This window comes from Brevundimonas sp. NPDC055812 (assembly GCF_053616535.1).
Map to the genome: position 1 here is coordinate 143,188 of NZ_JBSHDX010000006.1, position 12,888 is coordinate 156,075.

The window sequence follows — 12,888 nt, forward strand, 5'->3', positions numbered from 1 at the left end:
TCTCCGCTTCGCTTCGACCACCCTCCCCATGAAGGGGAGGGAGAAGGGTCAGCTCCTCAGGAACGCCTTCAGCGCCGCCGGTTTGACCGGCTTCGGCAGCAGCACGGCGCCGGCCGCCGCCGCCTTCTCCTTCAGGCCGTCGCGGGTGTCGGCGGTGACCAGCGCGATGCGCCTGACCCCCTGCGCGCGCAACTCATCCACGGCGGCCAGTCCGTCCGGCTCGTCGTCGCCCAGGTGAAGGTCGACCAGGGCCGCGTCGAACGGGCCGACGGCCGTGCGCGCTTCGGCGACTGAACGGGCGGTCACGGCCTGCGCGCCCCAGCGGTCGAGCAGGGCCGTCAGGGCGTCGAGAATGGCGGGCTCGTTGTCCACGCACAGCACCCGCAGGCCCGCCAGCGGCAGGCGACGATCATCAACCACGATCTCGGGCTCAGGCCGGGCGGCGGCGCGGGGAACGGCGACGCGGAAGGTCGTGCCGCGCCCGACGTGCGAGGCCAGCGACAGCGGGTGGCCCAGCAGGTCCGACAGCTTCTGGACGATGGCCAGGCCCAGGCCGGCGCCCGGCTCGTCCACCGGCGCGCCGGGCAGGCGAACGAACTCGCCGAAGACGGCTTGCCGGTCGGCCTCGGCGATGCCGCGCCCGGTGTCGCTGACCAGGATCTGCACCCGCTCGCCGTCGCGCCGGGCGCCGATCAGCACACGGCCACGGTCGGTGTAGCGGATGGCGTTGGCGATCAGGTTCTGCAGCATGGAGCGCAGCAGGTCGCGGTCCGAGGCGATCCACAGGCTGGAGGGCGCCGCCGTCAGGGTCAGGCCCTTGGCGCGGGCCAGGGGCGTGAACTCGCGCGCCAGTTCGTCGAACAGGCCGCCCAGGGCCAGGGGCGCCACGGCGGGCTGGACCCCGCCCGCCTCCAGCTTGGACAGGTTCAGCAGGGCGGTCAGCAAACGGTGGGCGCTGTCGATGGCGCGGTCGGCGTTGGTCGCCAGGCCGCGCGCGGGCGATCCGGCCAGATCCGCGTCCTCCCTCAGGGCGGCGATGAACAGGCGGGCGGCGTGCAGCGGCTGCAGCAGGTCATGGCTGGCGGCGGCCAGGAAGCGGGTCTTGGAAGCGGTGGCGTCCTCGGCCGTGCGGCGGGCCTCCTCCAGCCGTTCGGTGCGGTCGGCGACGCGGGCCTCCAGCCGTTCATTGGCCTCTTCCAGCTCGCGTGCGGCGCGGCGCAGGGCGGTGATGTCGGTATAGCTGGTGGCGTAGCCGCCGCCCGGAATGGGCGCCCCGGAGGAACGCAGGATGCGGCCGTCGGGCTGTTCGCGCTCGTGGTCGTGGGGGATGCGGCGGGCCAGGGCTTCCAGCCGTCGTTCGACCCAGGCGTCGATCTCGTGATCCGGAACGCCCGCCTCGCCGCGTTCGGCGTTCAGGCGATAGACGGCGGCGACGGGCAGGCCGACGTGGACGAAGCCGGCGGGCAGGTCGAACATCTCGACATAGCGGCGGTTCCAGGCGGTCAGGCGCAGATCCTCGTCCACGACGCTGACGCCCTGGTCGATGTTGTCCAGCGTGGTCTGCAGCAGGTCGCGGTTGAACTGGACGGCCTGGGACGCCTCGTCGAGCATCCGCACCACGTCCTCGGGCGCGCGGCCTCCGGCGGCCAGGGCGGCGGCCAGGACACGACGGGCGGCGGCGGCGCCGACGGCCCCCGCCAGCATCCGCTCGGCCGCACGGGCCAGCGTCGCGTCGGCGGGGTCGGCGTCCTTGAGCCTCACATCCGTTTCGCTCGCCCAGGCGGCGAAGGCGCGCTCGGCCCGCTCGTCGCCGATGAAGCGAGCGACCAGGGCACGCAGGTCGCCGACCGAGGCCCCGGCCGAGCCGCCGCGCCCCTCCATCCAGTCCGGGCCGAGCCGGTCGACGAAGGCGCGGGCCTGGACCCGGTCGATCAGGCGCGGCGGCCGCGCCCGCGACACCAGGACGAAGACGCCCAGGTTCAGCGCCAGGCTCAGGAAGACGCCCGCCGCGAACGGGTCTTCCAGCCCCAGCATGGCGGGGACGTTCAGGCCGAAGCCGGGCGCCAGCTGCGGCGCGGCCAGCATGACGGCCCAGACCGCCATCCCCGCCGCCAGTCCGGCCAGCGCCCCGCTGGCCCGCCCGCCGCGCCACAGCACCGCACCGAACAGCGACGGCGCCAGCTGGGCCATGGCGGCGAAGGACACCAGGCCGATGGCCGCCAGTCCGCTGGTCCGGTCCATCGCCAGATAATAGAGCCACGCCAGCAGCAACAGGGCGACGATGGCCAGACGGCGGATGTTCAGCAGGGTGCGCGCCATGTCCGGCTGGCTGGCGCCGCCTCGCCGCCCGGCGCCCATCAGCGGCAGGATCAGGTTGTTGGACACCATGGCCGACAGGGCCACGGCCTCGACGATGACCATGGCGGTGGCGGCCGAGAAGCCGCCGACGAAGACCACGGCGGTCAACAGGCTCTGCCGCTCGCCCAGGGGCAGGGCCAGCACCAGCAGGTCGGGATTGGTCTGGGGCGTGAACAGCCCGCCCGCCGCCACCAGCGGCAGGACGGCCAGCGTGGTGAGGATCAGATACAGCGGGAAGATCCAGCGCGCGCGGCGCACCTGGGCCGGATCGCCGCCCTCGACGAAGGCGACGTGGAACTGACGCGGCAGGCAGAAGATGGCCAGGGTCGCCACCAGGGTGATGGCCATGAAGCGGGCGTCGATGTGCGGCCATGTCCCCAACTGGCCCAGGCTGTCGGTCACGGCCTGTCGCGACGGCGAGGCGGCCAGCAGGACGACGGCGAAAACGGCGACGGCCAGCAGGGCGGCCAGCTTGACGATGGACTCGATGCCGATGGCCTGGATCAGGCCGCGGTTGTGCTCGGTCAGGTCGGGCCTTCGTGCGCCGAACAGGATGGCGAACCCGGCCAGGACCGCCGCCATGACCAGGACGGTCAGGCTCTCGGACCCGGCGACGGGGGTGCCGACCGTGATCATCTCGCCCGCCATCGACAGCGACTTGAGCTGCAGCGCGATGTAGGGGACCGAGCCCAGAATGGCGACGCCCGCCACCGCCGCGCCCAGCGCCGGGCTCTTGCCGTAGCGGGACGAGATGAAGTCGGCCATCGAGCCGACGTTCTCGCGTCGGGCGGCCGAGGCGATGCGCCGCCACAGCGGCAACAGCAGGGTCAGCCCCAGGATCGGCCCGGCGTAGATGGGCAGATACTCCCACCCGTCGCGCGCCGCCGTGCCGACGGCGCCGTAATAGGTCCACGACGTGCAGTAGATGGCCAGCGACAGCGCATAGAGCGACGGCCCCAGCATCCCGCGCCGCGCCTTGATCTGCGGCCGCTCGTACCACCAGGCGACGCCGAACAGGGCGGCCATGTAGAAGGCTGTCAGGGCCAGGGTGGCGAGGCTGAACATGGCGTCATCTGGGCCGGGGGCGATCGTGCGGGCAAGTGAAAAAGAGGGCGGCCAGGCCGAAGCCGGACCGCCCGCAGGTTGGCGAAAGTCACATCCTTCTCCCTCCCCTTCATGGGCAGGGTGGTCGAAGCGAAGCTGAGACCGGGTGGGGAGGGCCGGGTGATGAGGGGCTCGGTGTGTGAATAGCCAGGCCGCCCCCACCCGGCCTCGCCCTGTCGGGCTCAGCCACCCTCCCCGGGACGGGGAGGGAGAGGCGCGCGTCTTAGTCGTGGATGTTCACGTCCTTGCCTTCCTTCACGAAGAGGACGCCGACGATCAGGGTCAGCACGGCGATGGCGATGGGGTACCAGAGGCCGTAGTAGATATTGCCGGTGGCCGCGACCATGGCGAAGGCCGTGGTCGGCAGGAAGCCGCCGAACCAGCCGTTGCCGATGTGATAGGGCAGCGACATGGAGGTGTAACGCACCTTGGTCGGGAACATCTCCACCAGGGCGGCGGCGATCGGGCCGTAGACCATGGTCACATACAGCACCAGCAGGAACAGGATGCCGATCACCAGGGGCTTGTTGACCAGTTCGCTGTCGGCCTTGGCCGGATAGCCGGCTTCGGTCAGGGCGGCGGTCAGGCCGGCGTCCCAGGTCTTCTTCTGCGCGTCGAACTCGGCCTTGGGCATGGTCTTGCCGTTGAAGCTGTCGACCACGCGGTCGCCGATGCGCACCTGGGCCACGGCTCCGGCGGGCGCGGCCTCATTGACGTAGGTGACGCCCGCCTTGGCCAGATGGGTCTTGGCGACGTCGCACGAGCTGTTGAAGACGGTCTTGCCGACGGGGTCGAACTGGAAGTGGCAGTCGGCCGGGTCGGCGATGACGGTCACCGGGGACGACTCCGCCGCAGCGGCCAGGCGCGGGTTGGCCGCCTCCGTCAGGGCGCCGAACAGCGGGAAGTAGGTCACGGCGGCCAGCAGACAGCCCGCCATGATGATGGGCTTGCGGCCGATCTTGTCCGACAGCCAGCCGAAGATGATGAAGAAGGGCGTCGCCAGCGCCAGGGCGGCGGCGATCATGATGTTGGCCAGGGTCGGATCGACCCTCAGCGTCTTCTCCAGGAAGAACAGGGCGTAGAACTGACCCGTGTACCAGACCACGGCCTGACCGGCCGCCAGGCCGAACAGGGCGATCAGCACCAGCTTCAGGTTCGGCCACTTCATCAAGCTGTCCTTCAGCGGGGTGGTCGAACCCTTGCCCTCGGCCTTCATGCGCTTGAAGGCCGGGCTTTCCGACAGCTTCAGGCGGATCCACAGGGACACGCCCAGCAGCAGGATCGAGACCAGGAAGGGGATGCGCCAGCCCCATGCGACGAAGGCTTCCTCGCCGATGCTGAAGCGGACGCCCAGGATCACCGCCAGGCTGAGCAGCAGGCCCACGGTGGCGGTGATCTGGATGAAGGAGGTGTAGAAGCCGCGCTTGCCGTCGGGGGCGTGCTCGGCGACGTAGGTGGCGGCGCCGCCGTATTCACCGCCCAGCGCCAGGCCCTGGATCAGGCGCATCAGCACCAGGATGATCGGGGCGGCGATGCCGATGGCGGCGTAGGGCGGCAGCAGGCCGACCACGAAGGTCGAGATGCCCATCAGCAGCATGGTCACCAGGAAGGTGTTCTTGCGTCCCCACAGGTCGCCCATGCGGCCGAAGACGATGGCCCCGAACGGGCGCACCGCGAAACCGGCGGCGAAGGCCATCAGGGCGAAGATGAAGCCGGTGGTCTCGTTCACGCCCGAGAAGAACTGAGCGGAGATGATCGCGGCCAGCGAGCCGTAAAGATAGAAGTCGTACCATTCGATGACGGTGCCGACGGAGGAGGCGAGAATCACCAGCCGGTCGTTCTTGTCGACCGTGTGCTCGCCGTCGTCCGCCGCACCCATGGTGCGGTCGGTCATGGGCAGTCCCTTCCTGTGCGGCCGCAATGCGCGGCGCGTTTCCCTCGCGCCCGGCGTGCTTTGCGCCGAGCGTCGGAAGGGAGAGTGACAGCAGGAAACGCCGTTTGCGGAGAGCGACCTTGGTCGAATGGGAAGGCTGAGCAGCAGCCCCATCCGCTCATCCCCGCGGAGGCGGGGACCTAGTAAGGGCTGCAGGCGCCAGCCCGGAAACCTTTGTCAGCTGAAAGGCTTCCGCCGCGTGTGCCGCCAAAGCACTGGGTCCCCGCCTCCGCGGGGATGAGCGGGAACTTGAAGGATCAGAGGCCCATGCAGAGGTATTTGATCTCCAGGTAGTCCTCGATGCCGTGGCTGGAGCCTTCGCGGCCCAGGCCCGACTGCTTGATGCCGCCGAAGGGGGCGACTTCGGTGGAGATCAGGCCGGTGTTGATGCCGATCATGCCGGTCTCCAGCGCCTCGGCCACGCGCCAGACGCGGCTCAGGTCGCGGGCATAGAAATAGCCCGCCAGCCCGAAAATGGTGTCGTTGGCCAGGGCGATGCCTTCCTCTTCCGTCTCGAAGCGGACGACGCCGGAGACGGGGCCGAAGGTCTCCTCGCGGCACATCTGCATGTCCTGGGTCACGCCTGACAGCACCGTCGGCTGGAAGAAGGTGCGGCCCAGTTTATGACGTTCGCCGCCGGTCAGCAGGGTCGCGCCCTTGGACAGGGCGTCAGCGACGTGCTCCTCGACCTTCTTCACCGCCTTCTCGTCGATCAGGGGGCCGATCTGCACGCCGTCGTCCAGGCCGTTTCCGACTTTCAGCGCTTCGGTGGCCTTCGTCAGCTTGGCGACGAATTCATCATGGACGGCGGCCTGCACATAGAAGCGGTTGGTGCAGACGCAGGTCTGGCCCGCGTTGCGGTACTTCGAGGCGACGGCGCCCGCCACGGCGGCGTCCACATCGGCGTCGTCGAAGACGAGGAAGGGGGCGTTGCCGCCCAGCTCCAGGCTCATCTTCTTGATGGTCTGCGACGACTGCTGCATCAGCAGACGGCCGATCTCGGTCGAGCCGGTGAAGCTGATCTTGCGCACCGTCTCATTGGACGTCAGTTCGCCGCCGATGGCCGAGGCCGAGCCGGTGACGACGTTGAACAGGCCGGGCGGCAGGCCCGCCTCTTCCGCCAGAACGGCCAGCGCCAGGGCCGACAGCGGCGTCTGGCTGGCGGGCTTCAGCACCACGGCGCAGCCGGCGGCCAGGGCCGGGCCGACCTTGCGGGTGATCATGGCGGCGGGGAAGTTCCACGGCGTGATCGCCCCGACCACCCCGACCGGCTGGCGCAGCGTCACGAGGCGCTTGGAGGCGTCATGGCTGGGGATGACCTCGCCATAGGTGCGTTTGCCCTCCTCGGCGAACCATTCGATGAAGCTGGCGGCGTAGGCGATCTCGCCCTTTGCCTCGGTCAGGCTCTTGCCCTGTTCGCGGGTCAGCAGGCGGCCCAGGGCGTCCTGCTCGCTCATCATCAGGCCGAACCAGCGACGAAGGATGCGGGCGCGCTCGCCCGCCGTCCTGGCGGCCCAGGGCTTCATCGCGGCCTCGGCGGCGGCGACGGCGCGGCGGGTTTCAACAGCGCCCATGTCGGGGACCGTGGCCAGCACCTCGCCCGTGGCCGGATTGGTCACCTCGATGGTTCCGCCGCCGTCGGCGTCGATCCAGCGGCCGTCGACATAGGCCTGACGGCGCAGCAGGCGGGCGGGATCGGACATGGGGCGGCTCCTTGGACGCAAGACCGGAACAGGGGGAAGCCGACATAACGCGCCGGAGCGGGCGCGGCTGCAAGGCGGTGGAAACCTTTAGGTCAGCATCAGGCCCATGCGCACCAAGGCCGACAGGCTGTCGGCCTCCATCTTGGTCATGACCTTGGCGCGGAAGACCTCGACCGTGCGCGGGCTGATCTTCAGGTTCAGGGCCATCTCCTTGTTGGAGGCGCCGGCCACCAGGGCGTCGAACACCTGGCGCTCGCGCGGGGTCAGGCGGGCCAGGCGTTGGCGGGTCTGCTGGCGGGCCTGCTGACGGGCGTCCAGATCGCCGAGCTGGGCCAGGCAGCCCTTCACCACCTCGACCAGGCGGGCGGGATCGAACGGCTTTTCGATGAAGTCGACGATGCCGGCCTTCATCATCTCAACCGCCATGGAGACGTCGGCGTGTCCGGTGATGACGATCACGGGCCAGGTCTCGCGCAGGTCGGCCAGGCGGCGCACGATCTCCGCGCCGCCCATCCCCGGCATCCGCACGTCGGTGATGACGCAGGCCGAAGCGTCTTCAGGCAGGGCGGCGAAGAATTCGGTCCCGCTGGCGAAGCCGCGCGCGCGCACCCCGCGTCCGCGCAACACCCGCAGGAGGGCGTCCCGGACGGCCGGATCGTCGTCGATGATGAAGACGGAGTGATCGCTCATGCGGCCTCGGCCTCCTGATCCAAGGGCAGGGTGAAGAAGAAGGCCGCCCCGCCCAGGGCCGAGCTGCGGTGCAGATCCAGGGCGCCGCCGTGCCGTTCGACGATGGTGCGGGTGACGGACAGGCCCAGTCCCATGCCGCCGGGCTTGGTGCTGGTCATGGGCTGGAACAGGCGCTCGCGCTGATCGTCGGCGACGCCGGGGCCGTTGTCCTCGATGCTGATGCGGTAGCCGTCGACCTCGGCGCGGCCCAGGATACGCACCTCGGCGCCGTCGCGGCCCGCCGCCGCCTCGACGCCGTTGCGGACCAGATTGACCACGGCCTGCTGGAACTGGATGCGGTCGGCTTGCACCCGATCGGAGAACCCGGCCATGTCGATGTGGACGGCGACGCCCCTGTCCTGGCCGATGCGGGTCAGGATCTGCTTCATGTTCTCGACCATGACCGAGGCGCGTTCCTGCGCCAGGGCGCCGGTCTCCTGGGTCAGGAAGGCGCGGATGCGGCGGATGATCTGACCCGCGCGCAGGAGCTGGGCCTGGGCCAGGTCCAGGGTGCGGCAGGCGCTGTCGCCCAGGGAGCCGGCCTTCTCCATGTCCGCCCGGCTGGCGTGCAGATAGCCGCCGGCTGCGCTCAGCGGCTGGTTCAGCTCATGGGCCAGGGTGGCGGCCATCTCGCCGAGGGAGTTCAGGCGCCAGACGGTGTTCAACTGGGCGTGCAGTTCGCGGGCCTGGGCTTCGGCGGCGTGGCGTAGCGTCAGGTCGGCCAGACTCAGGGCGACATAGTCCTGGTCCGAACCGCCGGGCGTCAGGGCGAACTGGACGCCGACCGGAAAGGCCGATCCGTCCGATCGTCGACCGGTCCAGGAGCCGGAGTCGTTCTCCAGCAGGCCGTTCGATGATCCGGAAGCGGCCAGAACGGCCATGTCGAACCCCGGCGCCAGATCGGCGAAAGGGCGCCCGAGGGCGTCATCCTTTCTGACTCTGAACATGGCGCAGGCGGCCTCGTTGAGGCGCGAGATCCTGCCGTCACGCGTCAGCATCAGGGCCGCCGTCGACAGGAAGGCCACGTTCAGCAGGGCGTCGCGCGCCGCCAGGGCGCCGCTGAGGCTGGAGGCCTGACGCCAGACCAGGACCAGGGCCGCCGAAGCCGCCAGCGACAGGAGCAGGGCGAGGGGGACGAGGCCGCGCGCCGACGACGGCGCGGCCAGCGCCCCCGCCAGGGCTGCGGCGGCGGCCAGGACGCACGACAAGGCGATCGCCGTCGCCAAAGGGCGCCGGGCGGGCATGACGTCAGGCAGGCGGCGGTCCAATACTGAGTAAATCGAGCTAGTCCTCGTCTCCAATAATTCAGGAGCCGGGCCCTTCTGTGTCGTCATCGTCATGAGGCGGGCGAGGATGACTTATTAGATAGGTCTCGCTCGACGTGCAATTGCCGACTGTAGTTGTTCGAGGGCGTCAGAAATGAAGATTTCTGCAATAACGTCGATATATACGCAATCTGAGTTCGTGGTTACTTAATAGTTAATAGTTATGCTGAAGGTTGTGTGCGGCAAAAGCTGTGCATGAGAAAGGCGCGCAATTGCGGGTTTCTACGTACGGTGGAGTTTACGATTGCTACCGTTGTCCCGCTCAGAAAGGCCTCAGTCTCAAAGAGGTCTGAATGCCCTTCGAATTCCTCGCCCGGCGCCAGAATGGCGGCCGCGCGTTTCATCCCCCGCTGTCCGGCGGGCTTCTCATCGCCCTGTCGGCGGCGCTGCCGATCGTCCTGTCGGCGCCTGCGCAGGCTCAATCCTTCGACGCCCAAGTCGGCGTCGCCAGCGAATATGTCGGCAAGGGACTGGGCAAGAGCGCCGGCGACCCGAGCCTGAACGCCAATCTGGAGGCGTCCTACGGCGCCTTCTACGGCAGCGTCTTCGCCTCGACGGCCAAGCTGTCCCAGGGATCGGACGCCGAGATCATCACGGCCCTGGGCTGGCGGCCCAGGGCGGCGGGGGTCGCCTTTGATCTCTCGGTGATGAACCGCGACCTGCCCGGGACGCGATCGGGCGTCGACGCCAACTACTGGGAATATCAGGCTGACGCGTCGCGCAAGTTCGGGCGCGTCTCGGGACGGCTGCGGGTCAACTATACGCCGGACGGTTTCGCCGCGACCAGGGAAGCCTGGTGGATCGAGGCCCAGGCCGCGACGGCGCTGGGGGCGCGGGCCAGGGCCTCGGCGGCCTTCGGGGTGCGCTCGGCGGATGGCGGGGCCGACTACAACGCCTGGAATCTGGGCGTGAAATACAACCTGACCGAGCGGTGGGCCGCGGATGTCCGCTGGTACGACACGGACAGCCACGATCTCGGCGACAACTACGACGGGCGCCTAGTCGGCGCGCTGAGCTTCAACTTCTGATCGAAAGCCGATTCGGCTCTCAAGAGAATCTTCACGGGGGAAGAGTTAGATGGACGCCATGTTGAGCGACCTGAAGATCGAAAAGAAACTGATGGCGGCCTTTGCGGTCGTCATTCTGGCCATCGTCGCCATGGGCGTGATGGTCTTCCTCCAGATCAATGCTCTGGAAGGCGCCCGCCTGGACCGGGTTCGCGCCTCCGCCGTGCAGCGCGAGGCCGAGACCGCGCAATTCTATCTGGCGCGCCAGGAGGCGAGCTATCGCGGCTTCCTCGTGTCGCGTGACGCCTATTATCTCCAGCGACTGGAAGAGCATCGCCAGAGCTTCAACAAGAGCCTGGATCGCGTGACCCAGCTCGACAGGACCAGCGCGCCCCAGGTGCGGACCGCGCGAGCCGCCGCCGACGAATGGCACAAGCAGGTGGTTCAGCGCGGCCAGGCCCTGGTCACGGATCAGGCCGGCTGGATGCGGGCCATCGCCATGGTCGGCCGCAACGGCGAAGCGGACAAATTCATCGACCCGGTCGAGACCACCCTGAACGCCTTGGTGGACAAGAAGGCGCAGGAAAGCCGCGTTTACGGCGAAGTCCAGGTTTCGACGGCCAAGACGGCGCGGATGATCCTGATCGGCGGCCTGGTCCTGGCCCTGGCCCTGGCCGGCGGCATGGCCGTGATGCTGACCAACGTCCTGGCCAGGCCGCTGACGGCGATGACGTCGGCCATGCGCCGTCTGGCGTCGGGCGACACCTCGGTGGCCGTGCCGGCCGCCGGCCGCAAGGACGAGGTCGGCCAGATGGCCGCCGCCGTGCAGACCTTCAAGGACGCCGCGATCGCCAAGGATCGTCTGGAGGCCGAGGCCGCCGCGCAGCGCCAGGCGGCCGAGGACGAGCGCGTCCGGGTCGAGGCCGAGAAGGCCAAGACCGCCGAAGAAGACCGCGTCGCCGTGACGGCCCTGGCCGAGGGGCTGCAGGCCATGGCCAGCGGCGATCTGACCCATCGCATGACTGCCCAGGTGGCGCTGCGTTCGGAGCAGATGAAGACGGACTTCAACGCCGCCATCTCGCAGCTGGAGCAGGCGGTGGCGGCCGTGATTTCCAATGTCGCCGCGATCCGGTCGGGCTCTGGCGAGATCAGCCAGGCCTCCGACGATCTGTCCCGCCGCACCGAGCAACAGGCCGCCAGCCTCGAAGAGACCGCCGCCGCCCTGGATGAGATCACCGCCACGGTGAACAAGACGGCCGACGGCGCGCGTCAGGCGTCGCACGTCGTGCAGACCGCTCGCAACGAGGCCGAGGCCTCGGGCGCCGTGGTCAGCGACGCCGTCGCCGCCATGACCGCCATCGAACAGTCGTCCAACCAGATCGGCGCCATCATCGGCGTGATCGACGAGATCGCCTTCCAGACCAATCTGCTGGCGCTGAATGCGGGCGTCGAGGCGGCGCGCGCGGGCGACGCCGGTCGCGGCTTCGCCGTGGTCGCCTCCGAAGTGCGAGCCCTGGCCCAGCGCTCGGCCGAGGCCGCCAAGGAGATCAAGACCCTGATCACCGCCTCGGGGCGTCAGGTGGAGCAGGGCGTCAGCCTGGTCGGCCAGACGGGCGAGGCCCTGGGCCGCATCGTCGCCGGGGTGGCCGAGATCGACGGGCTGATGTCGGAAATCTCGGCCTCGGCCCAGGAGCAGGCGACCGGCCTGCAACAGGTCAACACGGCCGTGAACCAGATGGATCAGGTCACGCAACAGAATGCTGCGATGGTCGAGGAATCGACCGCCGCCAGCCATTCGCTGGCCCAGGAAGCCGACGTCCTGGCCGCCTCGGTGGCCCGCTTCAAGGTGGCCCAGGATGCGAGTGTGGGCGCGACTCCGGCGCGTGTTTCAGCGCCCGCGTCTCAAGCCCAGCCGGCGTTCAGGGCCCAGCCGGCGCCGGTCGCTGCGGACGCTGCGCCGGCCCGCACGCCGCAGCCGGTGGCCGAAACGGTCGCCGCCTTGAAGACCATAGGACGCGGCGGCGCCGCCCTGAAGCCTGAAGCCATCGAAGACGGTTGGGAGGAGTTCTGATGACGGCTGTGGTCGTTCTGGCCCCGGTTCTGGACCTGCGCGCGGCCGAGCCGCTGAAGGGCGAGCTGATGGCGGCGCGCGGTCAGGCACTGATGCTGGACGGTTCGGCCGTCGAGCGCCTGGGCGGGCTGTGCCTGCAACTGCTGTTGTCGGCGATCCGCACCTGGCGCGCCGACGGCCAGGCCTTGACCTTCATCAATGCCTCCGAGGCGCTGACGACCCAATGGAGCGCCTTCGGCGCCTCGCCTTCCGATCTTTCCGCACAGGACGAAATTCAATGACCAAGACCGTTCTGACCGTCGACGACTCGCGCACCATGCGCGACATGCTGATGCTGGCGCTCAAGGACGCGGGCTATCGCGTGGTCCAGGCCGAGGACGGCGTCCACGGCCTGGAGGTGCTTCAGGCCGAAAGCCCCGACATCGTCATCACCGACATCAACATGCCGCGCATGGACGGCTTCGGCTTCATCGAGGGGATGCGGGCGGACCCGGCGTTCAGCGCCGTTCCCGTGCTGGTCCTGACGACCGAAAGCGACGCCGCCAAGAAGCAGCGCGCGCGTGAGGCCGGGGCCACCGGCTGGATCGTCAAGCCGTTCGACCCCGTGCGCCTGGTCGACGCCGTGCGCCGCGTGGCGGCCTAGGCGAGAGAGACGGGG

At 69.3% G+C, this 12,888-nt stretch carries 9 protein-coding genes; 4 read left to right on the plus strand and 5 right to left on the minus strand.

The features are described from left to right. Positions 1-48: 48 nt before the first annotated feature. The 5 genes from ACWGL1_RS11670 to ACWGL1_RS11690 all read right to left on the minus strand — a co-directional run bounded on the left by ACWGL1_RS11670 (position 49) and on the right by ACWGL1_RS11690 (position 9,071). Positions 49-3,423, minus strand: coding sequence for a hybrid sensor histidine kinase/response regulator (locus ACWGL1_RS11670; RefSeq protein ID WP_452112089.1), 3,375 nt, complete (start codon positions 3,421-3,423; stop codon positions 49-51). Positions 3,424-3,685: 262 nt separating this feature from the next. Beyond that, the gene (locus ACWGL1_RS11675; RefSeq protein WP_452112090.1) at positions 3,686-5,356 is read right to left on the minus strand and encodes an MFS transporter; all 1,671 of its coding nucleotides are present in this window, start codon (positions 5,354-5,356) and stop codon (positions 3,686-3,688) included. A gap of 296 nt (positions 5,357-5,652) precedes the next feature. After that, positions 5,653-7,098: an NAD-dependent succinate-semialdehyde dehydrogenase gene (locus ACWGL1_RS11680; RefSeq protein ID WP_338578003.1), complete on the minus strand. Its 1,446-nt coding sequence runs from the start codon at positions 7,096-7,098 to the stop codon at positions 5,653-5,655. 87 nt (positions 7,099-7,185) lie between these two features. After that, positions 7,186-7,788 carry a response regulator transcription factor gene (locus ACWGL1_RS11685; RefSeq protein WP_291779514.1) on the minus strand — a complete coding sequence of 201 codons (603 nt, stop codon included), beginning with the start codon at positions 7,786-7,788 and terminating at the stop codon, positions 7,186-7,188. Next, positions 7,785-9,071 (minus strand): two-component system sensor histidine kinase NtrB, encoded by a 1,287-nt coding sequence (locus tag ACWGL1_RS11690; protein ID WP_452112091.1) that lies wholly within the window; start codon positions 9,069-9,071, stop codon positions 7,785-7,787. The genes ACWGL1_RS11685 and ACWGL1_RS11690 overlap by 4 nt, the downstream gene beginning before the upstream one ends. 374 nt (positions 9,072-9,445) lie before the next feature. Between ACWGL1_RS11690 and ACWGL1_RS11695 the strand changes: the two genes are divergently transcribed. From ACWGL1_RS11695 to ACWGL1_RS11710, 4 genes are read left to right on the plus strand one after another with little or no spacing between them, the layout of a single operon-like run. Beyond that, positions 9,446-10,180 carry a TorF family putative porin gene (locus ACWGL1_RS11695; RefSeq protein WP_291779521.1) on the plus strand — a complete coding sequence of 245 codons (735 nt, stop codon included), beginning with the start codon at positions 9,446-9,448 and terminating at the stop codon, positions 10,178-10,180. Between the two features lie 49 nt (positions 10,181-10,229). Beyond that, on the plus strand, positions 10,230-12,230 hold the full coding sequence (locus tag ACWGL1_RS11700) for a methyl-accepting chemotaxis protein (RefSeq protein WP_452112092.1): 2,001 nt from the start codon (positions 10,230-10,232) through the stop codon (positions 12,228-12,230). Further along, entirely contained in the window at positions 12,230-12,511 is a 282-nt protein-coding gene (locus ACWGL1_RS11705; protein ID WP_452112093.1) for an STAS domain-containing protein, read from the plus strand. Before ACWGL1_RS11700 ends, ACWGL1_RS11705 begins: the two co-directional genes overlap by 1 nt. Further along, entirely contained in the window at positions 12,508-12,873 is a 366-nt protein-coding gene (locus ACWGL1_RS11710; protein ID WP_003169188.1) for a response regulator, read from the plus strand. The genes ACWGL1_RS11705 and ACWGL1_RS11710 overlap by 4 nt, the downstream gene beginning before the upstream one ends. The last annotated feature ends 15 nt before the right edge of the window (positions 12,874-12,888 follow it).

Excerpts from the sequence above, each read along its gene's own strand:
- ACWGL1_RS11695 (WP_291779521.1), top strand. The coding sequence starts at position 9,446 with ATGCCCTTCGAATTCCTCGCCCGGCGCCAGAATGGCGGCCGCGCGTTT.
- ACWGL1_RS11670 (WP_452112089.1), bottom strand. The coding sequence starts at position 3,423 with ATGTTCAGCCTCGCCACCCTGGCCCTGACAGCCTTCTACATGGCCGCC.
- ACWGL1_RS11680 (WP_338578003.1), bottom strand. The coding sequence starts at position 7,098 with ATGTCCGATCCCGCCCGCCTGCTGCGCCGTCAGGCCTATGTCGACGGC.
- ACWGL1_RS11685 (WP_291779514.1), bottom strand. The coding sequence starts at position 7,788 with ATGAGCGATCACTCCGTCTTCATCATCGACGACGATCCGGCCGTCCGG.
- ACWGL1_RS11700 (WP_452112092.1), top strand. The coding sequence starts at position 10,230 with ATGGACGCCATGTTGAGCGACCTGAAGATCGAAAAGAAACTGATGGCG.
- ACWGL1_RS11690 (WP_452112091.1), bottom strand. The coding sequence starts at position 9,071 with ATGCCCGCCCGGCGCCCTTTGGCGACGGCGATCGCCTTGTCGTGCGTC.
- ACWGL1_RS11675 (WP_452112090.1), bottom strand. The coding sequence starts at position 5,356 with ATGACCGACCGCACCATGGGTGCGGCGGACGACGGCGAGCACACGGTC.
- ACWGL1_RS11710 (WP_003169188.1), top strand. The coding sequence starts at position 12,508 with ATGACCAAGACCGTTCTGACCGTCGACGACTCGCGCACCATGCGCGAC.
- ACWGL1_RS11705 (WP_452112093.1), top strand. The coding sequence starts at position 12,230 with ATGACGGCTGTGGTCGTTCTGGCCCCGGTTCTGGACCTGCGCGCGGCC.